The organism is Comamonas sp. GCA5, assembly GCF_036541385.1.
Classification (GTDB): Bacteria; Pseudomonadota; Gammaproteobacteria; order Burkholderiales; family Burkholderiaceae_C; genus Comamonas; species Comamonas aquatica.
In genome coordinates this window covers 1-23,830 of record NZ_JAZHFR010000055.1, presented here as the reverse complement: position 1 = coordinate 23,830, position 23,830 = coordinate 1, and the positions used below count along the sequence as shown (strand labels likewise).

Sequence of the window (23,830 nt, the reverse complement as noted above, 5' to 3'; positions counted from 1 at the left end):
CAGCGCCAGCAACACGGTCGCGCTCCCCCTGCAGCGCCCGCGGTCACGGCACCAGCCCCCAGTGCGGCAGAGCCCGCGGCGACCACACAGCCGCGCTTGCGCATGGAACCCCTGGAAGGGCTGGGCAGCCCCCAGACGGCGCCCGAGGCCCCGGCGAGCGCCGAACCCACCGAACCCCGCATCGACGCCCAGACCCAGGCCTTGCTGGACACCAATGCCCAGCGCCTGCAGACCTTGGAGGAGCAACTGCTGGGCCTGCAATCGCAGCTCAAGAACAACCAGACCGAACTGCTGAAGCTGAACACCCAGCTGGCCCAGGCGGAGCAGCAGGGCCTGCCAGCCTGGGTGCATGTCTTGCTGGGTTTGCTGGCGTTGTCCCTGGCCTGCATTGCGTGGCTGCTGCAGCGCATCAAGCAGGAACGCCAAAACTCGCAACACGCCTGGGCCGAAACCGTGCTGGCGGCCGCCCACCCGACGACAGACCCGGCCGAGGCCGCGCTGCAAGCTGCGCCAACACCCGCGACCGCACCAGCCCCCGTGCCCCCGCTGGTGCCGGCGGCTGCACAACAGCCCGAGCCCCCGCTGCCTGAAGCCACCGAAACCATCATCGCAGCGACTGCGCCAGCCATGGCTGCGCCTGCAGTGGTAGCAGTGTCGCAAGAGCCCCCTCTGCCCGAGCCTCCGCAACTGCAAGAGCTGCCCAGCCAGGTGGCAGAGGCCGCGCCAGCCCGCGCACCAGCGGCACCACCTGACACCTCCCTAGTCGAGATGCTGACCGCGCAGGCCCTGTTCGATGTGCAGGAGCAGGCCGAGTTCTACGCTTCGATTGGCGAAAACGACCAGGCGGTCGACATCCTGCAGTCGCACATTGCACAGCACCAGGCGTCCTCGCCCCTGGCCTATCTGGAGCTGCTGCAGCTGCTCTACCGCCTGAGCCGCACCGATGCCTACGAGCAGGCGCGCGAACAATTCCAGGCGCATTTCAACGTGCAGGTGCCCTCTTTCCTGGGCTTCTCGCGCAAAGGGCGCGACCTGTGGAGCGGCTACCCCGAGGTGCTGGGCAAGATCGAGGCCTTGTGGCCCACCGATGACGTGCAGCCCCTGCTGCGCAGCCTGATCGTCCACAACCCTGCCACCGCGCTTGCCGACACTGAAGTCCGGTTCGATCTGGCGGCCTTTGATGACCTGCTGATGCTGTACAACGTGGCCCAGACCACCCCGGCCTCCAGCCGGGGACAGATGCCGGGTCGCATCCGCACCGCACCTACCGAAGTGCCCCTGCCCGAGGTGGTGTTCGACGCCCCGGCTGCTGTGCCGGTGGCAGCCCCCGCCAGCTTTCTGCCGGATGACGCCTTCCTGTCGCTGCGCACGACGCCGGCGCCACGCGCGCCGGTTGCGCCCCCCGAGGTCACCCTGCCGCTGCAGGCGGCCCAGTTGGACATGCTGACTGCGGCCCCCGCGCAGTCCCCACTGGCGGCCACGGAGTTGCCTGGCGACTCGCCGTTCCAAAGCCCTTCCCACTTCTCGCCCGATGAAGTGCTGATGCAGGAGCTGTCCCTGGACTGGAACAGCACTTCTCCCGCTGCCTCGGCCCCGGCCGACTTCACCACGCTGGATCTGCAGACGCTCACCATGGACGAAAGAGACCTGCCTCCGCCACCACCGGCAGCGCCACCGCCTGCGCATTGACGCCACCGCCCGCCCAACGCCACAGCCTTTGCACGCTGTGGCGTTGTTGTTTGTACCCACGGCCCCCATTCCCTGGCGCCGACCGCCACAAACCTGCGGCGCGAGTGCCTTATTGGGGCAGTGTCTCCGTCTACATGCGAAAATCACGCCTTTGCGCGAGCGACGCCATGAAGTCCGACCACCGACAGGCCTTGCCGCGCAGCACAGTCACACACAAGGAATACACATGGAAGCCGAACGCATCAACCAAATCGAAGCCACCCTCGCCGACCTGTCCACCCGGACAGAAGACCTACGGAGGTATCTTTGACTACGATGCGAAATACGAACGCCTGCGCACGGTAAACGCCTCGCTGGAAGACCCCAACGTCTGGAACGATCCCAAGAAGGCCCAGGAACTGGGCAAGGAAAAAAAGTCCCTGGACGCGGTCGTGCTGACCCTGCAAAAGCTCACCACCGAGCTGGCCGACAATGCCGAGCTGTTCGAGATGAGCAAGGAAGAAGGCGATGACGCCGGCCTGGAAACCATCGAGGGCGAGGCCGGCAAGCTGCGCCCACTGATCGAGGAGTTGGAGTTCCGCCGCATGTTCCGCCATGAGGCCGACCCGCTGAACTGCTTCGTCGACATCCAGGCGGGTGCGGGCGGCACGGAAGCCTGCGACTGGGCCAGCATGCTGCTGCGCCAGTACCTGAAGTACGCCGAACGCAAGGGCTTCAAGGCCACGGTCGAGGACGAAACGCCCGGCGACGTGGCCGGCATCAAGAGTGCGACGATCAAGATCGAAGGCGAATACGCCTACGGCCTGCTGCGCACCGAAACCGGCGTGCACCGTCTGGTGCGCAAGTCGCCGTTTGACTCCTCGGGCGGTCGCCACACCAGCTTCTCCTCGCTGTTCGTCTATCCCGAGATTGATGATTCGATCGAAATCAACATCAATCCCGCCGACGTGCGCACCGACACCTACCGTGCTTCCGGCGCCGGTGGTCAGCACATCAACAAGACCGACTCGGCAGTGCGCCTGACCCACATCCCGACCGGCATCGTGGTGCAGTGCCAAGATGGTCGCTCGCAGCACAGCAACCGCGATGTCGCGTGGCAACGCCTGCGCTCGCGCCTGTATGACTTTGAAATGCGCAAGCGCATGGAAGAGCAGCAAAAGCTCGAAGACACCAAGACCGATGTGGGCTGGGGCCACCAAATCCGCTCGTACGTGCTGGACAACAGCCGCATCAAGGACCTGCGCACCAACGTTGAAGTTTCGGCGACCCAGAAGGTGCTGGACGGCGACCTGGACGTATTCATCGAAGCCTCGCTCAAGCAAGGCCTATAAGGGGAGCTTTCATGCTGCGTGAAGGACAAGCCTCAGCCATTTACCGTGCTGACTACCAGGCACCGGCCTGGTTGATTGAAACCGTCGACCTAACCTTCGACCTGGACCCCGCCAAGACGCGCGTGCTCAACAAGATGTGCATCCGTCGCAACCCCGGCGTGCCCGCCCAGGCGCTGCGCCTGGATGGCGACGAGCTGAACCTGGCGCGCGTCATGGTCAACGGCGGCGGCACCTCGTTCAAGATGGATGGCAGCCAGCTCGTGCTGGAGAACCTGCCCGAGGGCAGCGACCCCGTCGAACTGGAAATCTTCACCACCTGCGCGCCCGCGAAGAACACCAAACTCATGGGCCTGTATGTGAGTGAAGGCACGTTCTTCACGCAGTGCGAGGCTGAGGGCTTCCGCCGCATCACCTACTTCCTCGACCGCCCCGACGTCATGGCCCTGTACACCGTGACGCTGCGCGCCAACCGGCATGACTACCCCGTGCTGCTGTCCAACGGCAACCTGGTGGACGCAGGCCCACTGGACGACGGCCGCCACTTTGCCAAGTGGGTCGACCCGCACAAAAAGCCCTGCTACCTGTTTGCGCTGGTGGCGGGCCAGTTGGTCGCCCGCGAGCAGAAGATCAAGAGCCGCGCTGGCCGCGAGCACCTGCTGCAGGTCTTCGTGCGCCCCGGCGACCTGGAAAAGACCGAGCACGCCATGAACGCCCTGATGCACTCCGTGGCATGGGACGAGGCGCGCTTTGGCCTGAGCCTGGACCTGGACCGCTTCATGATCGTCGCCACCAGCGACTTCAACATGGGCGCCATGGAGAACAAGGGCCTGAACATCTTCAACACCAAGTACGTGCTGGCCAGCCAATCAACGGCGACCGATGTGGACTTCGCCAACGTGGAAAGCGTGGTGGGCCACGAGTACTTCCACAACTGGACCGGCAACCGCATCACCTGCCGCGACTGGTTCCAGCTGAGCCTGAAGGAAGGCCTGACCGTCTTCCGCGACCAGGAATTCAGCATGGACATGGCGGGCACCCCCTCGGCCCGCGCCGTCAAGCGCATCGAGGACGTGCGCGTGCTGCGCACCGTGCAGTTCCCCGAGGATGCCGGCCCCATGGCCCACCCCGTGCGCCCGGACAGCTACATCGAGATCAACAACTTCTACACCGTCACGATCTATGAGAAGGGCTCGGAAGTGGTGCGCATGCAGCACAACCTGGTCGGACGCGACGGTTTTGCCCAGGGCATGAAGCTGTATTTCGAGCGCCATGACGGCCAGGCCGTGACCTGCGACGACTTCGTGCAGGCCATCGCCGACGCCAACCCCGGCAGCGCGTTGGCCCAGCACCTGGAACAGTTCAAGCGCTGGTACAGCCAGTCGGGCACGCCCGTGGTCCACGCCCGCGGCCAGTACGATGCCGCCGCCCAGACCTATGCGCTGACCCTGTCGCAAAGCTGCGCCGCCACGCCCGGGCAGGCCGACAAGCTGCCGTTTGTAATCCCCGTCGAAATCGGCCTGCTGGGCCAGGACGGCAGCGCCCTGCCCCTGCAGTTACAAGGCACGGACGCCACCGCCGCCAGCCAGACGCTGGTGCTGACCGAAGCCACACAGACCTGGGTCTTCACCGGCGTGACGCAAGCCCCGGTGCCTTCGCTGTTGCGCGGCTTCAGCGCGCCGGTGGTGCTGGACTACGACGGCAGCGATGCCGAACTGCTGACCCAGCTGGCCCACGACAGCGATGCCTTCAACCGCTGGGAAGCCGGACAGCGCCTGGCCCTGCGCTACGCGCTGCACGCCGTGCGTGCAGACGGCGGCGTGGCAGCCGACATCCTGCCCGGTGACTTTGTGGCCGCCCTGCGTGACGTGCTGCGCCACCCGGCGCTGGATGCCGCCTACAAGGATTTGGTGCTGACACTGCCGGCCGAAAGCTACATCGCCGAGCAGCTGGACATGGTCGATCCGCAGCGCATCCACGCCGTGCGTGAATCCATGCGCCAGCAACTGGCCGAAGCCCTGCAGGCCGACTGGGCCTGGGCCTTCGACACCCACAGCGCCACCGGTGCCTACCAGCCCGACCCCATCTCGTGCGGGCGCCGCGCCCTCACGGGCAGCGCCCTGCTGATGCTGTGCCTGGCGGCGCGCACCAGCGGCGATACGGTCTGGCCCGGCAAGGCCTACCAGCGCTTCAAGGATGCGGGCAACATGACCGACCGCTTCAACGCCTTGTCGGCCCTGGTGAACAGCGGCGCCGAGCTGGCCAAGCCCGCGCTGGAACGCTTCCACGCCCTGTTCAAGAGCGAGCCCCTGGTCATCGACAAGTGGTTCAGCCTGCAAGCCAGCAACTGCGACCGCGGCGGCCAGGTGCTGCCTGCCGTCAAGCAGCTGATGAAGCATGCGGACTTCAGCCTCAAGAACCCCAACCGCGCACGCAGCCTGATCTTCAGCTACTGCAGCGCCAACCCCGGGGCCTTCCACCGCACCGATGCCGCCGGCTACGTGTTCTGGAGCGAACGTGTGCTGGAGCTCGACGCCATCAACCCGCAGGTCGCGGCCCGCCTGGCGCGCGCCCTGGACCGCTGGAGCAAGCTGGCCGAGCCCTACCGCACGGCCGCCCGCGAAGCGATTGCCCGCGTGGCAGCCAAGCCGGACCTGAGCAACGACGTGCGCGAGGTGGTCACCCGCGCCCTCGGCGATTGAGCATCAAAATGGCTGTCAGCGCTTGGCCAACAAGCGCTGACAGCTCCTTTTTTAGAGTTAAGACACCCTGTCACAGGGTGCCCAAAGGAGAATTCTTATGACACGTCGTGTCAGCCTGACCCGTTATCTGGTCGAACAGCAACGCGCCGATGGCCGCATCCCCCCCCAGCTGCGCCTGCTGCTGGAAGTCGTCGCCCGCGCCTGCAAGCGCATCAGCTTTGCCGTGAACAAGGGCGAACTGGGTGACGTCATGGGCACCGCCGGCAGCGAGAACGTGCAGGGCGAAGTGCAGAAGAAGCTGGACATCATCGCCAACGAAACGCTGATCGAAGCCAACGAATGGGGCGGCCACCTGGCGGCCATGGCCTCGGAGGAGATGGAAGGCATCTACGTGGTGCCCAACCGCTATCCCCAGGGCGAATACCTGCTGATGTTCGACCCGCTGGATGGCTCGTCCAACATCGACATCAACATGTCCATCGGCACCATCTTCAGCGTGCTCAAGAAGCCTGAAGGCCACCCTGGCGTGCACGACAGCGACTTCATGCAATCGGGCTCCCACCAGGTGGCGGCCGGCTACTGCATCTACGGCCCCCAGACCACCCTGGTGCTGACCGTGGGCGACGGCGTGGCCATGTTCACGCTGGACCGCGAGCAAGGCTCCTTCATCCTGATCGAGGAAAACGTCAAGATCCCCGAGGACACCAAGGAATTCGCCATCAACATGTCCAACATGCGCCACTGGGATGCCCCGGTCAAGCGCTACATCGACGAATGCCTGGCCGGTGAAGAAGGCCGCGCGGCAAGAACTTCAACATGCGCTGGGTGGCGGCCATGGTGGCCGACGTCCACCGCATCCTGTGCCGTGGCGGCATCTTCATGTACCCCTGGGACAAGCGCGAGCCCCAAAAGGCCGGCAAGCTGCGCCTGATGTACGAAGCCAACCCCATGAGCTGGCTGATCGAGCAGGCCGGCGGCGCCGCCACCAACGGCCGCGAGCGCATCCTGGACATCCAGCCCACCGAACTGCACCAGCGCGTGTCCGTGGTGCTGGGCTCCAAGAATGAAGTCGAACGCGTGACCCGCTATCACCTCGAAGCCGACCAAAAGTAACTATAATCTTTACCTGTTGCCGGTGTAGCTCAGTCGGTAGAGCAGCTCATTCGTAATGAGAAGGTCGCGTGTTCGATTCATGTCTCCGGCACCATTGAAATAAGGAAACCCCGCTATGTTCTGCATAGCGGGGTTTTGTTTTTTGCGGGGGTACAAAAGTGAGTGAGGTGCTTCACAGACGATTGGTGCTGACCTGTGCCAGCACCCCAGTCCAAACAGCGCAACGAGACTGGGTGCGTACCGCGATTGGGCAAGCCCTGCACCATCTTCATTCCGCAGCATTTGCCTATCGAATGCACCTCGCACGTGGAGCTTGCTCTGACAGTGCCGCTAATGCGCAGCACGCTGACCTCCCTGGTCAAGACCGAACGGCCCAGGCCAATACTGCGACAACATCTTGTACGGGGTACACCGGCTTATGGCCCACCCACGCCAGAAGCCAGTGAGCCACTGCTTGCCGGGTCGTTGAATTGTCCTGCTGGGGTTGGCCAATGCCAGCCTCCAGCCCCAGCGTGCTCGAACGTTCGAAGCCTGCTCCCGCCCATGCAGCCGCAGTGGATTGAGATCCGTTAACGCAACCCTTGATATGTCGTTGTTTTGCCATGTCATCCGCTGGTACTGCCTGCGGCTTCACGCCTCGTCTCAGGCGCAAATCTTCGATTTGCTGGGCGGCGTTAGCGGCTCTTGCTGCTCGCACTCAATCCGCTGAAATGCCGGCGGTCTTGATCAATTGGGTCCAGCGCTCCGTCTCTTGCTTGAGGTGGGTGCGCAGCACCTGCGGGGTGGTGCCCATCGGCTCGGCACCAATCGCATCCAGACGCTTTTTCACCTCAGGATCGCGCATGGATTCATTGAGGGCCAGGCTCAACTTTTCCACAACCGCCGCTGGCGTGCCTGCAGGCATGAAAGTCGCAAACCATGGCGAGACCTCATAGCCGGGGACCCCGGCCTCCGCCACGGTCGGCACATCGGGTAACGATGCCGAGCGCTGCTTGGTTGTCACGGCCAGGGCGCGCAGCTTGCCGGCCTGGATATGCGGGCGTGCCGATGTGATGCTGTCGAACATAAAGTCCACCTGACCACCCAGCAGGTCCGTGACCGCAGGGCCGCTGCCACGGTAAGGAACATGCAACATCTGCACGCCGGTCAATGCCGTGAAGTTTGCACCGGCCAAATGGATGGAAGTCCCGTTCCCCGCAGAAGCATACGTAAGCTTATTCGGCGACTTTTTGGCCTGCTCGATCACGTCCTTCACGCTCTGAATGTTCTTTTGGCTGGCGTGGGTCACCAAGACGTTGGGCACCACAGCCAGCAAGCTGACGGGTTCAAAGTCCTTGATCGGGTCATAGCTCAGTTTCTTGTACAACGCGCCATTGGTCGCCATGCCGATGGAGGTGATCATCAGCGTGTAGCCATCAGCAGGCTGTTTGGCCACGAAATCCGAACCGATGTTGCCCCCTGCCCCTGCCTTGTTTTCAATCACAAACGGCTGCCCCAGCTTGCGGCCAGTCACCTCACCCAGGGTGCGGGCAATCGCGTCCATGGCGCCTCCGGGTGGGAATGGCACCACCCATTTGATCGGTTTGTTGGGCCATTGCGCGGGATCGGTTTGCGCCAGCACGGGTCCAGCAAATGCTGCCAGCAAGGCAGCAGACACGGTGTATTTGAACAATTGATGCTTCATGCTTGTCTCCGGGATAGATGTTTGTTGTTGTGTGTGACGGCGCGAAATCAGCGGATCGACGAAGGATGTTTGGCCAGCGGGGTGACCGTGATCTTCATGTAGGGAAACAAGGGCAGCTGGCTCAGGGCCTCGTGCAGCGCATCGTTGCTCTCTACGTCGAACACGCTGTAGTTGGCGTATTCACCCACTACGCGCCACAGGTGTGGCCATTGGCCCTCTTGCTGCAGCCGCTGCGAATAGGCCTTTTCCTCAGCCTTGATGCGTGCAGCTTCTTCAGCAGGCATGGTGGAAGGGATCTCAACAATCATGTGAACCAGATACAGCATGTGATGTCCTTGGATAGAAATTGGGGAAAGGGTGGGTGGGAATACCCGGAGCGGGGTCACTAGCTGCAGTCATCGCACAGCACCCGGTGTGACTGCTGCGGGCAAGTCGTCTCAAGCGTGGCCGATGAAGCTCTGCACCGTTTGGGCAAAGTCATCCGGCGCTTCCAGATTCGACAAATGGGAGGCGGACAGCACCGCCAGTTGCGCACGTGCAATCCCCGCTTGCATGGCCTGGGCATCGGCCACCGTGGTGACAGGGTCAACCGCGCCTGCGAGCAACAGCGTAGGCGTTGTGATCAAGCCCAGGTCGGCACGCAGATCGGAAGTGGCCAGGGCTTCACAGCAAGCGGCGTAGCCTTCTGGGCTGATCTGTGCCAACCCCTCCTGCACGCCTTGCACCACGTCTGGGCGCTGCTGAATGAAACCTGCGGAGAACCAACGTCCTGGGGCTGAATCAGCCAGGCTGCGCATGCCGGCAGCTCCGCCTGCGCGCACCATTGCGGCACGCTCCTGCCAAGCGGGCTGCGTACCAATCCGTGCCGCGCTGTTGCACACCACCAGCGCACTCAGCCGTGCAGCAGCATGTATGCCCAGCCACAGCCCCGTGTGGCCACCCATGGAAATGCCACAAAATGCGGCCTGCTCCACGTCCAGCGCATCCAGCAGAGCCAGTACATCCTGCCCCAGATCATCAAAGCGATAGGGACCCGGTGTGACTGGACTGCCACCATGCCCGCGCGTGTCATAACGAATCACACGGCAGTGCTTGGCAAACTCCGCCACCTGCGGTGTCCACATCTCCAGCGTGGTGCCCAAAGAGTTACTCAAAATGAGTGCTGGTGCGGTGACATCACCGTCCACCGCCACCCGGAAATTGCCGCGCGATGTCGGCAGCTGAAAAGGGGCATGGCCCATCAATGTTTCCTTTCATGCGGCAGGCGCTCCATCGCATCACACGGCCAAGCCCTGTGGTGCACGATGCAACGCTCTACCGGATCAAGCCATCAGGCCGCCAGGCGTGGACGATCCACCATCTGGTTGTCCACGCCATTCACCAGTGCGCTGAGCTGGATGTCGAACACGATCTCAGCAAACGGCGCGCTCAGGCCCTCTGCCTGGATGCTGGCTGCATCGGTGCGCTCCACCACCGCAGGCACCAGGCCTTCGCGGGTGGCATAGGCGAAGTCATCGAACACCAGCGGATCACCGTCGATGTTGACCTGCGTGGTCAGCTTGCGATGACCGGGCGCCGACACAAAGAAATGAATGTGCGCAGGTCGGTTGCCATGGCGCCCCAGCTGATTGAGCAAGGCCTGTGTGGGACCATCGGTTGGGCAGCCATAGCCCACGGGCACGATGCTCTGGAATTTGTAACGTCCCTGGCCATCCGCAATGATGGTGCGACGCATGTTGAAAGGCTGTTGCTCGCCAGTCGGGTCGAAGTGGGAATAAAAGCCTTTGGTGTTGGCATGCCAGACTTCAACCTGTGCACCCGGCAGGGGCTGGCCATTGGCGCCACGCACGGTGCCATGCATGATCAGGGTGTGTCCATCCTTGTCGCTGCCATCATCCAGCCGTGCAAAGCCTTGTTCCACGGGGGCACCAGTTACATACAGCGGGCCCTCGATCGTGCGGGGTGTGCCGTTCTGGATGCCCAGCGCAGCATCTTCAGCGTCCATGCGCATATCAAAGTAGCGGTCAAAACCCAGACCCGGCGACAGCAGCCCAGCTTCGCCACGCGCACCCAGCTGGTTCAGATAGGCCACGCCAGCCCAGTATTCGTCGGGAGTGATGTTCAGGTCTTCAATCGCCTTGTACAGGTCCGACAGGATGCGGTGAATGATCTGCTTGGTGCGGGGATTTCCGCCTGGCTGATTGAGGCCACTGGCCAGACGCAGAAAGTCCTGCACTTCGGCGGTGTCGAAGAGTTGTATAGACATACGGGTCTCCTTGGTCATCGTAGGAACGGATAGAACAGACGCGGCTTCAGTGCGCCGCCACTGCGGCACTGCGCTTTTTGTCACGGCGGAAGAACTGCACGCGGTCTTCATCCAGCGCAATCCCCAGACCCGGAGCCGTTGGCACAGCCAGCTGGAAGTCCTGGTATTGCAGCGGCTGTGCCAAGATTTCTTCGGTTAACAGCAAGGGACCAAACAACTCGGTGCCCCACTGCAGATCTCGGAAGGTGGCAAACACATGGGCCGAAGCCACCGTGCCCACCGCCCCCTCCAGCATGGTGCCGCCGTATAGTGCAATGCCTGCAGCATCGGCAATCGCGGCCACCTGTTGTGCAGCGCGCAGCCCACCCGACTGCTCAATCTTCACAGCGAACACATCGGCACCCGCTACGCGGGCCAGGGCGAAGGCTGAAGCCGGGCCGGTCAGCGACTCATCGGCCATGATGGCAATCGGGTAACGCCCCTTCAGACGTGCCAGTGCTTCGGCGGTGGCCACGGGTTGCTCAGCCAGCTCACAGCCGGCATCGGCCAATGCCGCCAGGCCATGCTGGGCCTGCAGTTCACTCCATGCCATATTCACATCGACCCGCACGGCTGCGCGATCACCCAGGGCCTTCTTGATGGCCGCCACATGGGCCACGTCGTCGGCCACAGCACGGCGGCCAATCTTGAGTTTGAAGATGTTGTGGCGACGCTGCGCCAGCATGCACTCGGCCTCGTCGATGTCCTTGGCGGTATCCCCTGAGGCCAGCGTCCAGGCCACGGGCAGGCTCTCACGCACACGCCCACCGAGCAACTGGGACACAGGAAGGCCGGTGCGCTGCCCCAGCGCGTCAAACAACGCTGTTTCCACCGCGCACTTGGCAAACCGGTTGTCGCGGATGGCCTTGTCGAGCTTGGCCATGATGGCGGGCACATGGCTGGCATCCGCCCCCACCAGCAAAGGGGCGAAATAGGTGTCGATGGCCAGCTTCATCCCCTCGGGCGACTCTGCACCATAGGCCAGCCCCCCAATGGTCGTGCCCTCGCCCACGCCCACGGTACCGTCTGAGCAATACAGACGCACCAGCATCAGCGTCTGGCCGTTCATCGTGGCCATGGACAGCTGGTGGGGACGAATGGTGGGCAAGTCCACCAAAAAGGTTTCTACCCGCTCAATGGCCACAGGGGCCACCGACAATTGAAGGCGTTGTGTGTGTTCCATGGCAGCCATTGAACAACGCAGTCCCCTGACACATCCAACACCAAATTCGTCTTGTTAAATACCTTCTAGGTATAGTCTCTAGCTAAGTCACTAAGAATTAACTAATTCGGCGCCATCAATTCCATTAATTAGTGGTTTACCCTATGGATATCAGGCAGCTCAAATACTTCATCGCTGTTGCCAACACCCGCAACTTCACGCGGGCATCCGAGCAACTGCACATTGCACAGCCACCACTGAGTCGCCAGATCCAGTTGCTGGAGCAGGAGTTGGGGGTGCAGCTGCTGCTGCGCAACAGCCGCCCCCTGCGATTGACCGAAGCCGGGCGCGTGTTTTATGAGCAAGCACTGCAAATCACGAACCGGCTGGACCAACTCAAAAGCACCACCCAGCAAATCGGGCTGAACCAGCGACAAACCCTGTCCATCGGCTTTGTGGCGTCCACCCTCTACGGCGGCCTGCCCGCCCTGGTGCGCAAGCTGCGCCAGCACTACCCGGACTTGGACATCCAGCTGGTGGAGCTCACCTCCATGCAGCAAATCACAGCCCTGAAATCTGGCCGTATCGACATCGGTTTCGGCCGTATCCGCAGCAACGATGCCGCGGTCACACGCATCGTCCTGCGCGAAGAGCGGCTGGTACTGGCCCTGCCGCCCAGTTCTCCGTTGGCTGCCGAAGCCTGCCAGCTCAGCCTGAAGGCTGTCCATGGGCAAAAACTCATCGTCTATCCCAAGGAACCACGTCCCAGCTTCGCGGACCACATCCTCAGCCTGCTGCGCGACCAATCGATACGCCCCTCAGAGATCCACGAGGTGCGCGAGATTCAAACCGCACTGGGTCTGGTGGCCGCAGAGTCCGGGCTGTGCCTCATCCCAGCCTCGGCACGGCTGCGCAGCGACCTGCATTACCGTCTGATCGAAGATCAGCGCGCGACATCTCCCATCATCTTGACCCATCGCATCAACGATAACGCCTGGTTCATCGATGCCATCAAGCGCCTAGCCACCGATGTGTATGCAGAACACCCGAGCTGGCTGGGCACGGAGCACAACCCATCCCCACGGGAGTGATCCGGTTTGATGCCTGGCTGCATTGCGCTTGTCTGTTGTGAGCGCTGTGGGCTGCGCCCTTGATGAGCTGGATGTGATTGCTAGAAATTGAGCGAGGGGCACAGCGCGACCTTGAGGGCCCAAACTCCAGGTGAAATTCTGAATGAATGCGTTGGATTGATTGGTGGAATCCCCAACCCAAAGCGGCCTCCCCATGCTGCTTGCCCCCTGCGGAATGCGCAGGCACTTGTGCGCGCACCTTCTGCACCTTCTCCTTGTGATCCGCTTGTCGCAATCGCTTGTGTTCCACCACCAAGAGTCCCTGGAAGCGGCTGGAGACCTCTGAATGGGTGACGCTGTTTAAAAGTACCGTACGAGCACCCGGCAATTCGCCGATATCGCGCAGCAGGTCCGGCGCCCACAGCATGGTGGCGCTGACCAGGTGAAACGTGTCTATGGCCGGATTCAATTCCAAAATTTGCGATCTGCAACAAAGTTATAGGAAGCACCACCTGGTCACACGCTGATGTTTGGCGACATTCATTGCTACTAAAAATTAAGTACTGACCGTACGGAGGGCGCTGCCGCTGTTGCCTTGCCTGTTCAAGCGCTGGCCGAGCAGACGCTCGACAAGATTTCCTGCAGTCTGGGCCATTCGCGCACGCTGCTGCACAGGACACAACACGCACCGGATGGTTTTTGGGCAATCGCCGTATACTGTATGCATGTACAGTAATCGTCTTTTATCCGGCCTCCCAGTGCCTGCCACCGCCTCGTCCATGGCGCTGCCACTGGCCGACTGCCCGGTACGTGCCGGCTTCCCCTCGCCTGCGGAGGACTTCCGGGGGGAGCGTCTGGACATTGCCAGCCTGCTGATCGAGCACCCGCACGCCACCTACCTGCTGCGGGTGGCGGGACCTTCGATGCGGGAGTACGGCATCGACGATGGAGACCTGATCGTGGTGGACCGCGCCATCCAGGCACGCCATGCGCACATCGTGGTGGCGATGGTGGAGGGAGAGTTCACGGTCAAGCTGCTGCACTGTGCGGGGGACGCTGTACGCCTCCAGGCGGGCAACCCCGCCTATCCGGACATCACCCCCCAGGAGAACGAGACACTGGAGATCTGGGGCGTGGTGACTTCCTGCATCAAACGTTTTGCCCGTTAGCCATGCAGCTGCCCGCACGCCGCCATCCGCAGTTCGACCCGGCCAGCCTGTATGCCTACCCGGAGCACCTGCGCGCGAACCTGCAAGACCTGCCGGCAGCCCCGGGGGTTTACATCTTTCATGCGCAAGGGGACAGCCTGCCGCTGTACATCGGCAAGAGCGTGAACCTGCGCTCGCGCGTACTGGCCCACCTGCGCAACCCGGAAGAGGCACGCATGCTGCGCCAGGCCACGCACATCAGCCACATTCGCACGGCGGGAGAGATTGGCGCCCTGCTGCTGGAGGCCCAACTGATCAAACAGCAGCAGCCGCTGTACAACCAGAAGCTCCGCCGCAACCGCCAGCTGTGCGCACTGCAACTGCGTGATGGCCGGCTCGAGGTGGTCCATGCCCGGGACATGGACTTTGCCAGCACCCCAGGCCTGTACGGCCTGTACAGCAGCCGCACGGCGGCCTTGCAGGCACTGCACGGACTGGCCGATGTACATGCCCTGTGCCTGGGTGCGCTGGGGCTGGAAAAGCTGCCACCGGGCCGGGCGTGCTTCAGGGCCATGCTCCAGCGCTGTCAGGGCGTGTGCTGTGGCCGTGAGACTCCGGCCGAGCATGCCCAGCGCCTGCTGGCGGCACTGGAAAACCTGCAGATTGCCACCTGGCCCTACCCGGGGCCGATCGCCCTGCAGGAGCGCTGCGATGACCTGCAGCAGCTGCACGTGGTGCACCACTGGTGCTACCTGGGCAGCGCCACCAGCCTGCCCCAGGCGCGCAAGCTGGCCAAGGTGGCTGCCGGCTTTGACGCGGATGGCTACAAGATCCTGTGCCGCCCCATCTTGACGGGCAATTGCCCATCGTGCAGCTGTAGGCACCGCCATGTTTGCCCTGATCGATGGCAACAACTTCTATGTGTCCTGTGAACGGGCCTTCCAGCCGGCGCTGCGCGGCCAGCCCGTGGTGGTGCTGAGCAACAACGATGGCTGCGCCATCTCCCGCTCGGACGAAGCCAAGGCCCTGGGCATCCAGATGGCCCAGCCGTATTACCAGTTCCGGGAGCTGGAGCGCACCTCCGGCTTGATCTGCCTGTCGGCCAACTTCGAGCTGTACGGCGACATGAGCGCCCGCATGATGGCGATTGCCGCAGGCCTGGGGCCGCTGCAGGAGATCTATTCCATTGATGAAAGCTTTATCGGCGACCTGGAGGGCATCCCCGAGCTGACACGCCGGGCACGGGCCATCCGCAGCCGCATCTGGCGCTGGACCAGCATCCCCACCTGCATCGGGCTGGGCCCCACCAAGACGCTGGCCAAGCTGTGCAACCACATCGCCAAGGATGCCGAACGCCAACCCGGCCACCAGTCGGCAGAGATGCAAGGGGTGTGCAACTGGGCCGAGCTGACCCCCGCACAGCGCCAGGAACTGCTGCAACGCACCCCGGCCGGCGGTGTGTGGGGCATTGGCCGCCGCATGGCGGCCAGGCTGGCAGAGCACGGTCTCTGCACGGCCCTGGACGTGGCCAGGATGCCTGCCCCCCAGGCCCGCCAGGAATGGGGCGTGGTGCTGGAGCGCACGGTGCGGGAGCTGCAGGGCATTAGTTGCATCAGCCTGGAACATGCCCCGGCCCCCAAGCAGCAGATCGCATGCACCCGCAGCTTTGGCCAGACCATCCGCAGCTTGCCACCCTTGGTCGAAGCGGTGAGCGAATTCGCCACCCGGGCCGCTGAGAAACTGCGCCACAGCCAGCAGTTGGCCGGGGCGGTGCTGGTGTTTGCGCACAGCTCTCCCTTCCGCGCGGGCCGCGGTTCAATCGGTCCATCACCCTGCCGCTGCCGTGCCCCACTGCCGACACCCGAACGCTGCTCCAGGCCGCCGTAGTCGGGCTGCGCCAGATCTACCAGCCAGGGTTTGAGCTGGCCAAGGCCGGCGTGATGCTGCTGGACCTGTGCCCTGCCAACACCCAGCAGCAAGCCGAGCTGCTGTTTGAAGCCCCCCGCACCTGCCGAGACCCAGGCAAGCTGATGGAAGCCATGGATCGCATCAACGCCCGCTATGGCCAAGCCACGCTGCACATTGGCAGCACCGGTCACACGCAGACGGATGCGGCTGGATGGCGCATGAAGCAGGAGCACCGCACGCCCCGCTACACCACAAGGCTGGACGAAATACCGGTTGCGCGGGCCAACACCTGCGCGTGAAAGCATCCCGAACATGACAGTGGGTCACACAGCTTGGGACTGCGGTGATTCAGCTTGGGGCCCGATTGGAACGCATGGACGCTGACAGGGATCCGCGCATGGCCCAGCAGGCATGCCACGCAGCGCCGCCAGGTGCTGCAGCAGTCGCTGCGCTTTGCGCACGATCGCTATGAGGCCGGCTATGCCAGCTACCTGGAAGAGCTGGACGCCCAGCGCAACCTGTACGCGGCCGAGCTGGAAGTGGTGCGCCTGCACCAGGCCGAGCTGGACAACCGCGTGCAGCTGTACAAGGCCCTGGGGGGTGGCTGGCAGCCCGCAGACGCCGCCCACTCACCAAAACCATAGCTATTGACGCAGGCTGCAAGCGGGCTGCTGGCACTTTTTGCTACATATACCAGGATTGCACCTGCGCCCGGGCGGCAGGCCCAGGCCCTGCAGCGGCAGTGGCTTCAAGACTGCGAGCGCCGCAACTGCAGTGCCAGCGCCAGGGTCAGCAGCAGCGCCGCCACAAACACCCCGGCCACCAGCCACCAGTCGGGCGCATGCAGCGGCTGCAGGTGCAGCAGCCGGCTGAGGGCCGGCACCTGCATGCTGGCCACCAGCGAGGCCAGCGTGCCCCCCACCAGCCACCGCGCCGCAGCACGGCGCAGCTGGGTCAGGCCCGTGGTGATGCCGGCGCTGGCGATCAGCAGCACCGCCAGCGCCATGGCGCGGGCATGTTCCACATTCTGGTCCGCGCCCAGCGCGTACAGGTAGCTCCACACCACGGCCACGCTCGCCAGGCAGCCGACCAGCGCCATGCCCAGCCAGGCTTCGGGGGCAAAGAAACGGGCCGTGCGCTGGCGCCGCACCGGCGCCAGTGGGCCGTGCGCGGGCAGGTCCTGGAAGGCCATCATGGCCGTCGGGTGGATCACCAGCTCCAGCCAGACGATGTGCAGCGGCAGAAACACCAGCGGCAGCCCCATCAGCGGAATGGCCGCCGCGCCCACCACCAGCGGCAGGTGCACCAGCAGCAGGTAGGCAAAGGCCAGGCGCAGGTTCTGGAACAGCTGCCGACCCTCGGCCACGGCGTCGACGATGGTGCGGAAGTTGTCATCCAGCAGCACCACGGGTGCCACCTCGCGGGCGCTGCGCGTGCCGCGCGCGCCCATCGCCACCCCGATGTCGGCCTGGCGCAGCGCGGGCACGTCGTTGACGCCATCGCCGGTGACGGCCACCAGCTCCCCGGCCGCTTGCAGCGCCTGCACCAGGGCCAGCTTCTGCACCGGCGTGGCGCGCGCCACCACGTCCAGCCCCGCGTGGCCATGCAGGCGCGTGGCGGGATCGTCCTCGGGCGCAGCACCAGAGTCTGGGGGTGGGCGCCGCCCAGACCGATCGCGCGGGCAATCGCCGTGGCCGTGGCCGGGTGGTCGCCGGTGACCATGATGACGCGCATGCCCGCCGCCATGCAGTCCGCGATCGCCTCGCGCACGCCGTCGCGCACCGGGTCTTCAAACGCCAGCAGGCCGGCCCACTGGAAGCCGTGGTCGGGCTCCACCGCCATCGCGACGCCAGCGGGCAAGGCCTTCCAGGCACAGCCGATGAGCTTGCGCCCGGACTGCGCGTGCTGGTTCACCAGGTCCAGCCAGTGGCCCCGCTCGCCATCGGACAGCACACACAGGGAAAGTATGGTTTCAGGAGCACCTTTCACATACGCAGCAAGCGCTCCAGCCTCATTGGACCAAATCGCTGTTTCCCGCCGCCGCGCTTCCGTGAAGGGAAATGCCGCCCGTTGCTCCCCCGGCGCCGCCGGGCCCAGCGCCTGGTGCAGGGCCTGGTCCATGGGATCGCCGCTGTCCGGGCGGGCAGCCCGGCAGGCCACCTCCAGCACCCCGCGCGCGTCCAGGCCCGCTGCCGGCATCTGCTGCGACAGCACCAGCGCCCCTGCGGTGATGGTGCCGGTCTTGTCGGACAGGATGCAGCTGACCCGGCCGATGTTCTCCACCGCCACGGCGCGGCGCACCAGGGCATGCTTCTTGGCCAGACGGAACACCCCGGCCCCCAGGAAGAAGGTGTAGACGACGGGAAACTCCTCGGGGATGGCCGCCACGGCCAGGGTCACGGCGCTGAGCAAGGCATCCATCCAGCCATGGCCCTGCCACAGCCGCACCAGCGCCAGCACCGCACACACAATGAGGGCCACGCCCAGCAGGATGACCACCAGTTCGCGGATGGCTTTTTGCAGGGGCGTGGCCTCGTGGCTGCCCTCGGTGGCGGTGCGCACGATTTCGCCGTAGCGGGTGTCCTGCCCGATCCAGAGCACGCGCAGCCAGGCGGTGCCGGTCAGCAGCCGGGTGCCCGCCGTGCCCCAGTGCGCCTCGGCCGCCGAGGGCGGCAGCGCCCCCTCGCCCTCCAGCGCGCGCTTGGTCATGGGCAGCGACTCCCCGGTCAAGGTCGATTCGTCCACCTGCAAACCGCTGCCCTGCACCAGCAGGCCATCCGCCGGAAAGTACTCGCCCGGCTGCACCCGCACCAGATCACCGGGCACCAGCGCGCGCGCGGGCATCTTCTGCCACTGGCCATCGCGCAGGCATTCGGCCGAGCTGGCCAGGCGGCTGGCCAGTCCGGCGGAGGACGCCGTGGTCCGCAGGTGCAGGTAGGCATCCATGCCCAGCAAGGGCAGCATGGCCAGCAGCAGCGTCAGCGCCTCGGTCATCTGGCCCAGCAGGCCGAACAGGCCGGCGGTCAGGGCCAGGAACCAGAGCATGGGATCGCTGGCCGTATCGCGTGCAATGCCCCACCAACTGCGGGTCACCTGGGGCACGATATCGTTCCAGCCGCAGGCACTGTGCTGTGCCTCGGCCTGCTGCGTGCTCAGGCCCTGCGTCCGGGCATCGAGACCCGGCAGGGTGTCCGTGGGGATGCGGCGTTGTGTCATGCGGTCGATTGTTCGCCTTCACCCGCCTTGGTGCAACGCCGGCAGCCATGGAACGCGGCCTGCTGCGTGCGCAGCGGCGCCTGCACAACACCCGCAAACTTGCGTTTACGGGGGCGGGGTTCAAGGCTATTCTGATCGCCGTGTACCGCAGGCCCCGGCGGGACACCACACCACCTCCGACCCCCAGCCACCCTGTGGCAGCCAGATGCCGCCACCGGTTCTCGAGGATCTACAACATGGCGGAAAAAAACCCGGCGCTGCGCACCTGGCCTGTTCGACCCGTCATCGCCGGCATGGTCGTCACAGCCATGTTCTTTGTGGCCACCGTGCTGATCACCCTGAACTGGTTCAGCTCCCGCAGCCTGCTGATCGACTCCGCGGTCCAGACGTCCTACTACGCCGCCCACGCCGCCTCCGAACACGCCCGCCGCCTGATTGAGCCGGCATCGGCCACGCTGCGCACCCTGTCGTTCGATCCGCTGGTCACGGCCCCCCGGCAGCCCGAACGCCTGGCGCGCATGCGCCTGCTGGCGGCCGAGCTGATTGCCAACCCCTTGGTGTCCGCGATTTATGTGGGCTACGCGGATGGCGACTTCCTGCTGATCCGCCACCTGGAGAACCCCCAGATCCGGCAGCAACTGCAAGCCCCCGAATCCGCCAGCTACCTGGTGCAGGCCGTCACGCGGGAGCCCCAGGAACCACCCGCCGGGGCCTTTTATTTTTACGATGCCAACCTGGACCTGGTGACCCAGCGCCACCAGGTGGACTACCAGTTCGACCCGCGCGAGCGCAGCTGGTACCAGAAGGCGCAGGACCGCGCCTCCACCGTGCTGTCGGACCCGTATGTGTTCTTCTCGACGCGCCAGGTGGGCATCAGCCTGTCCCTGCTGACGCCCGCCTCGGACGCCGTCGTCGGCCTGGACATTGCCTTGCACGACCTGGGCCAGGACCTGGCCGACCTGCGCATCACCCCCGGGACCGAGCTGGCACTGGTCGATGGCAAGGGGGCCGTGATCGCCTACAGCGACATGCCTGCACTCACCGACCCGGCGCAGGGCACTCCGGTGCTGCGCCCGGTGGACACCCTGCCCACCCAGGCGCTGTCCACCCTGCGCCACATCGGCCAGGATGGCGTGCCCGTGTCCTACACCAGCGAAGGCCGGGCGTGGCTGGGCGTCATCCTGCCGTTCGATGCGCTCAACCGCACCGACATGCGCATGCTGCTCACCGTGCCGGCCGCAGAGCTGCTGGGCGGGCTGCAGCACAGTCGTACCCGCATGATCCTGATCGCCGGCGGGCTGATCCTGCTGTGCCTGCCCCTGGGCTGGTGGGCTGGCAGCCGCATCGGCCAGGCCCTGGAGCACGTCACGGCACAGGCCAAACGCATGTCCGGCTTCGATTTCAGCCGCCCGCCGGCCCAGCCCACGCCGCTGCGCGAGGTGGCCGAACTCAACCGCGTCATGAACCACGTCAGCGACACCGTGGAAGCGTTCTTGTCGATCAGCCAGGTTCTGGGCTCTGAACCCCAGATCGAAGCCATGCTGAACTTGGTGCTGGAAAAACTGGTGCACGCCACGCGCTGCCAGGGTGGCGCCATTTATCTGATCCAGCAGGACCAGGCCACCATGACCCGCTTCGCCGTCGTCGGCGATCTGAACGAGCTGGGGCCCCAGCTGCACTACGTGGATAGACCCAAACCTGCAACCCTGCAGTCCGGCAAGACCGGCGCGCGCGTGCAGCGCATCGAATTCCAGCTCCAGGGGCGCACCGGCGAGATCGAAGGCATGCTGGTGCTGCTGTACGAGAACGACCAGGAACACGCGAGCCCCGAATTCCAAGCCTTCGCCGCCAAGCTGACCGGCATGATGACGGTGGCCATCGAGACGCGCCAACTGATCGAGTCGCAAAAACAGCTGTTCGACGCCGTCATCCGCGTGCTGGCCGATGCCATCGACGCCAAGAGCCCGTACACCGGCGGCCACTGCGAGCGCGTGCCCGAACTGGCCATCATGCTGGCCAACAGCCTGGATGCCGAAACCACCGGCCCCTATGCCGACTTCAGCCTCACGGACGAAGAGCGCTATGCCTTCTTCCTGGCCGCCTGGCTGCACGATTGCGGCAAGATCACCAGCGCCGAGCACATCGTCGACAAGCCCACCAAGCTGGAGTTGATCTACAACCGCATCCATGAAATCCGCATGCGCTTCGAGGTGCTGTGGCGCGATGCCGACATCGCCCACCTGCAAGCCCTGCTGCACGGCGAGGACGCAGCGGCCGCCACCGCGCAGCGCGACCAACGGCACACGCAGCTGCAGCAAGACTTCGCTTTCGTGGCCGCCTGCAACATTGGCGGGGAGTCCCTGCAGGACGAGGCCATCGCGCGGCTCCAGCAGTTGGGCGCCACCACCTGGTGGCGCCATTTCGACGACAGCCTGGGCCTGTCCACCGACGAGTCGGCCCGGCTGCGCCAGCACCGTGGCCCGGCCCCGGAGCTGCCCGTGGCCGAGCCCTTGCTGGCGGACAAGCCGAACACCGCATCCCCTGGGGCGCGCACAAGCCCGCCGTGGAGCGCGGCGACCCCCGCAACACCCTGGGCTTTGACATGCAACTGCCGGCCTACCGGCAGCACCGCGGCGAGCTGCACAACCTCAGCATCCGCCGCGGCACCCTGACCGAGGAAGACCGCTTTGCCATCAACGAGCACATCGTGCACACGCTGGACATGCTCAAGAAACTGCCGTGGCCGCGCCACCTGGCGCGCGTGCCAGACATTGCCGCCAACCACCACGAACGCATGGACGGCGCCGGCTATCCCCGCCGGCTGCCCGGCAGTGCCATGCAGACCACCGAGCGCATCATGGCCGTGGCCGACATCTTCGAAGCGCTGACCGCGGCCGACCGGCCCTACAAGCCCGCAAAAACCCTCTCGGAGTCGCTGCGCATCATGGCCCTGATGGGCAAGGACGGCCACATCGACACCGAGCTGTTCCTGTACTTCCTGCACAGCAGGGTGTGGCAGGACTATGCCGCGCAATACCTGCTGCCCGCGCAGATCGATGCGGTCGACGTGGCGGCAATCGCCGGCATGCTGCGGCCATGAGTATATGAATGGAATTGGGCTGTAGCGCTTACTCAGCCTGCGCTGACAGCTATCAAATAATCCATGCACACAGCTTCAGATGCCAAGCCCGCAGCGCCCCGCACGCAAAGTGCCTGCTGCAAGGATGGTTACTGCCGGCGCATGGAAAAAGCCGATACTGGTTCGCGGTGGCTGGCGCGGTCTGACGTAGCCCGCACACCGTTCACTGAACGCGGCATCGGATCTTGAAGGAGCATTCCATGAGACATGTAGCTTCACTCGCCCTGGTGGCGGCAGTCGCCCTGTCGGCCTGCACAACGACCCCCGCCAGCAAGCCGCCCATGGCCCAGGCATCACCTGCCACCGTGCTGAATGGCAAGCTGGTCGGCCCCAACCAGATGACGCTGTACGTGTTTGACCGCGACGCGGCTGGCAGCGGCAAGAGTGTGTGCAATGGCGGCTGCGCCACCAACTGGCCCCCGCTGATGGCACCGGTCAACGCACAGCCGATTGGCCACTGGAGCGTGGTGACGCGCGATGACGGCGGCAAACAATGGGCCTACCAGGGCAAACCGCTGTATTACTGGGCCAAGGACAGCAAGCCCGGCGACGCCACCGGCGACGGCGTGGGCAACGTTTGGCACACTGCCAAGCCCTGAGCCCTCCTTCCCTGCCCAAGCACCTGGCGCGCCCCACGGGCTAGTCGTGGGCGCCCGTGGGAAGCCGGATGCGCATGCAGCCGTACTGCGGCCAGGCCCAGGCATCCGCCACTGGTCCTTGCTGCGCAAGGGTGGAGTGCTAGGCTGCAGCCTGTGCGATTCGCACTTGCGGCCTACGGACTCCAAGGCCCGCTGGATCTGCAACAGATGCAATGATTTGGTCTTCCCCCCCCCAGGCCAGCCAGGTGACGCCTGGGCACGCTCTGGTGCTGCAAGGCCTTGACATCCCATAGCGGGACATTTGCTGATGCCGGCCAGCCCTGCCCTCTGCTTGGTGGCCGGCATTCGTGACAGCAGCACCCGCTCCGCCCGCTGCAAACGGCCCAGCAGCGCTGCAGGCCCCCAGGCGCGCCATCACCGCGCAAGCCGCACCCACCTCTTCGCACGGGAAGGCGCTGGGACCAAGCGCCTACCCGCAGCCATGTGCCTGCGGCACGCTCCTTCACTCCGTGACTTCCTGGGCTGGGCAGCGCTCCTTCCCATCAGCGACGCCAGCAATCGGCCCCGCAGGGCATGCATCCATATGCAACAGCGTCGCTTCACCGGATACAAGTGCTTGAGCGTTTGTCCGCGCAGCGCGAGAATGGAGGGTGTGCAAAATTTTGTGTAAACGGCCAATCAACAGCCGGCGCAAGCCGGCCTGTCCGTAAACACTATGAACACCAAGAAACACGACGTACCCGAAGAACTGCTGTCTGGCCTGCTGG

At 64.6% G+C, this 23,830-nt stretch carries 16 protein-coding genes, 1 tRNA gene and 4 pseudogenes; 13 read left to right on the top strand and 8 right to left on the bottom strand.

Going from position 1 to position 23,830, the window contains the following annotated elements; genetic code table 11:
- The 5 genes and pseudogenes from SJH88_RS13040 to SJH88_RS13020 all read left to right on the top strand — a co-directional run.
- Positions 1 to 1,689, top strand: a 1,689-nt coding sequence (locus SJH88_RS13040; protein WP_274754723.1) for a hypothetical protein, incomplete at its 5' end; no start/stop codon positions are given.
- Between the two features lie 226 nt (positions 1,690 to 1,915).
- A protein-coding gene (prfB, locus tag SJH88_RS13035; RefSeq protein ID WP_156781647.1) for a peptide chain release factor 2 occupies positions 1,916 to 3,020 on the top strand; the annotation gives its coding sequence in 2 pieces (ribosomal slippage) (positions 1,916 to 1,996 and positions 1,998 to 3,020; 1,104 coding nt in all).
- Positions 3,021 to 3,031: 11 nt separating this feature from the next.
- Positions 3,032 to 5,719, top strand: a complete 2,688-nt coding sequence (pepN, locus tag SJH88_RS13030) for an aminopeptidase N (protein WP_274754722.1) — start codon at positions 3,032 to 3,034, stop codon at positions 5,717 to 5,719.
- 97 nt (positions 5,720 to 5,816) lie between these two features.
- Positions 5,817 to 6,832: pseudogene (locus SJH88_RS13025) on the top strand (class 1 fructose-bisphosphatase).
- An 18-nt stretch (positions 6,833 to 6,850) separates the two neighbouring features.
- Positions 6,851 to 6,926: transfer RNA gene (locus tag SJH88_RS13020), tRNA-Thr, on the top strand.
- 603 nt (positions 6,927 to 7,529) lie between these two features.
- Here the strand turns inward: SJH88_RS13020 and SJH88_RS13015 are convergent.
- The 5 genes from SJH88_RS13015 to SJH88_RS12995 all read right to left on the bottom strand — a co-directional run bounded on the left by SJH88_RS13015 (position 7,530) and on the right by SJH88_RS12995 (position 12,013).
- The gene (locus SJH88_RS13015; RefSeq protein WP_043386265.1) at positions 7,530 to 8,516 is read right to left on the bottom strand and encodes a Bug family tripartite tricarboxylate transporter substrate binding protein; all 987 of its coding nucleotides are present in this window, start codon (positions 8,514 to 8,516) and stop codon (positions 7,530 to 7,532) included.
- 47 nt (positions 8,517 to 8,563) lie between these two features.
- Entirely contained in the window at positions 8,564 to 8,842 is a 279-nt protein-coding gene (gene catC / locus SJH88_RS13010; RefSeq protein ID WP_043386272.1) for a muconolactone Delta-isomerase, read from the bottom strand.
- A 111-nt stretch (positions 8,843 to 8,953) separates the two neighbouring features.
- Positions 8,954 to 9,757, bottom strand: coding sequence for a 3-oxoadipate enol-lactonase (gene pcaD, locus SJH88_RS13005; protein WP_043386277.1), 804 nt, complete (start codon positions 9,755 to 9,757; stop codon positions 8,954 to 8,956).
- An 89-nt stretch (positions 9,758 to 9,846) separates the two neighbouring features.
- Positions 9,847 to 10,782 carry a catechol 1,2-dioxygenase gene (catA, locus tag SJH88_RS13000; protein ID WP_274754721.1) on the bottom strand — a complete coding sequence of 312 codons (936 nt, stop codon included), beginning with the start codon at positions 10,780 to 10,782 and terminating at the stop codon, positions 9,847 to 9,849.
- A 46-nt stretch (positions 10,783 to 10,828) separates the two neighbouring features.
- The gene (locus SJH88_RS12995; RefSeq protein WP_414111587.1) at positions 10,829 to 12,013 is read right to left on the bottom strand and encodes a muconate/chloromuconate family cycloisomerase; all 1,185 of its coding nucleotides are present in this window, start codon (positions 12,011 to 12,013) and stop codon (positions 10,829 to 10,831) included.
- A gap of 134 nt (positions 12,014 to 12,147) precedes the next feature.
- Here SJH88_RS12995 and SJH88_RS12990 point away from each other — a divergent pair, with 134 nt between their 5' ends.
- From SJH88_RS12990 to SJH88_RS12970, 5 genes and pseudogenes are all read left to right on the top strand, one after another.
- Entirely contained in the window at positions 12,148 to 13,074 is a 927-nt protein-coding gene (locus SJH88_RS12990; protein WP_043386280.1) for a LysR family transcriptional regulator, read from the top strand.
- A 704-nt stretch (positions 13,075 to 13,778) separates the two neighbouring features.
- Entirely contained in the window at positions 13,779 to 14,222 is a 444-nt protein-coding gene (locus tag SJH88_RS12985) for a LexA family protein (RefSeq protein ID WP_043386283.1), read from the top strand.
- Between the two features lie 2 nt (positions 14,223 to 14,224).
- Positions 14,225 to 15,133 carry an excinuclease Cho gene (cho, locus tag SJH88_RS12980; protein ID WP_274754720.1) on the top strand — a complete coding sequence of 303 codons (909 nt, stop codon included), beginning with the start codon at positions 14,225 to 14,227 and terminating at the stop codon, positions 15,131 to 15,133.
- A pseudogene (locus SJH88_RS12975) lies at positions 15,090 to 16,408 on the top strand (Y-family DNA polymerase). The gene cho and the pseudogene SJH88_RS12975 overlap by 44 nt, the downstream one beginning before the upstream one ends.
- Positions 16,409 to 16,519: 111 nt before the next feature.
- Positions 16,520 to 16,753 (top strand): annotated as a pseudogene (locus tag SJH88_RS12970) (TolC family protein); the annotation flags it as partial.
- Positions 16,754 to 16,857: 104 nt separating this feature from the next.
- Here SJH88_RS12970 and SJH88_RS12965 read toward each other — a convergent pair.
- Together SJH88_RS12965 and SJH88_RS12960 are read right to left on the bottom strand one after the other, a co-directional pair.
- Positions 16,858 to 17,655, bottom strand: a complete 798-nt coding sequence (locus SJH88_RS12965; RefSeq protein WP_331699942.1) for an HAD-IC family P-type ATPase — start codon at positions 17,653 to 17,655, stop codon at positions 16,858 to 16,860.
- A gap of 179 nt (positions 17,656 to 17,834) precedes the next feature.
- Positions 17,835 to 19,325: pseudogene (locus tag SJH88_RS12960) on the bottom strand (HAD-IC family P-type ATPase); the annotation flags it as partial.
- Between the two features lie 236 nt (positions 19,326 to 19,561).
- On the opposite strand from SJH88_RS12960, the gene SJH88_RS12955 reads away from it, so the two are divergent.
- From SJH88_RS12955 to SJH88_RS12945, 3 genes are all read left to right on the top strand, one after another.
- Positions 19,562 to 21,997, top strand: a complete 2,436-nt coding sequence (locus SJH88_RS12955; RefSeq protein ID WP_274754718.1) for a metal-dependent phosphohydrolase — start codon at positions 19,562 to 19,564, stop codon at positions 21,995 to 21,997.
- Positions 21,928 to 22,425, top strand: coding sequence for an HD-GYP domain-containing protein (locus SJH88_RS12950; protein WP_274754717.1), 498 nt, complete (start codon positions 21,928 to 21,930; stop codon positions 22,423 to 22,425). The genes SJH88_RS12955 and SJH88_RS12950 overlap by 70 nt, the downstream gene beginning before the upstream one ends.
- Before the next feature lie 239 nt (positions 22,426 to 22,664).
- Positions 22,665 to 23,063 carry a COG4315 family predicted lipoprotein gene (locus tag SJH88_RS12945; RefSeq protein WP_274754716.1) on the top strand — a complete coding sequence of 133 codons (399 nt, stop codon included), beginning with the start codon at positions 22,665 to 22,667 and terminating at the stop codon, positions 23,061 to 23,063.
- Between the two features lie 502 nt (positions 23,064 to 23,565).
- Here the strand turns inward: SJH88_RS12945 and SJH88_RS12940 are convergent.
- Positions 23,566 to 23,830, bottom strand: a 265-nt coding sequence (locus tag SJH88_RS12940) for a hypothetical protein (RefSeq protein ID WP_274754715.1), incomplete at its 5' end; no start/stop codon positions are given.

Bases quoted from the DNA above. Each gene is read 5' to 3' on its own strand.
- pepN (WP_274754722.1), top strand. From the start codon at position 3,032: ATGCTGCGTGAAGGACAAGCCTCAGCCATTTACCGTGCTGACTACCAG.
- SJH88_RS13015 (WP_043386265.1), bottom strand. From the start codon at position 8,516: ATGAAGCATCAATTGTTCAAATACACCGTGTCTGCTGCCTTGCTGGCA.
- catC (WP_043386272.1), bottom strand. From the start codon at position 8,842: ATGCTGTATCTGGTTCACATGATTGTTGAGATCCCTTCCACCATGCCT.
- pcaD (WP_043386277.1), bottom strand. From the start codon at position 9,757: ATGGGCCATGCCCCTTTTCAGCTGCCGACATCGCGCGGCAATTTCCGG.
- catA (WP_274754721.1), bottom strand. From the start codon at position 10,782: ATGTCTATACAACTCTTCGACACCGCCGAAGTGCAGGACTTTCTGCGT.
- SJH88_RS12995 (WP_414111587.1), bottom strand. From the start codon at position 12,013: ATGGCTGCCATGGAACACACACAACGCCTTCAATTGTCGGTGGCCCCT.
- SJH88_RS12990 (WP_043386280.1), top strand. From the start codon at position 12,148: ATGGATATCAGGCAGCTCAAATACTTCATCGCTGTTGCCAACACCCGC.
- SJH88_RS12985 (WP_043386283.1), top strand. From the start codon at position 13,779: ATGTACAGTAATCGTCTTTTATCCGGCCTCCCAGTGCCTGCCACCGCC.
- cho (WP_274754720.1), top strand. From the start codon at position 14,225: ATGCAGCTGCCCGCACGCCGCCATCCGCAGTTCGACCCGGCCAGCCTG.
- SJH88_RS12955 (WP_274754718.1), top strand. From the start codon at position 19,562: ATGGCGGAAAAAAACCCGGCGCTGCGCACCTGGCCTGTTCGACCCGTC.
- SJH88_RS12950 (WP_274754717.1), top strand. From the start codon at position 21,928: ATGCAACTGCCGGCCTACCGGCAGCACCGCGGCGAGCTGCACAACCTC.
- SJH88_RS12945 (WP_274754716.1), top strand. From the start codon at position 22,665: ATGAGACATGTAGCTTCACTCGCCCTGGTGGCGGCAGTCGCCCTGTCG.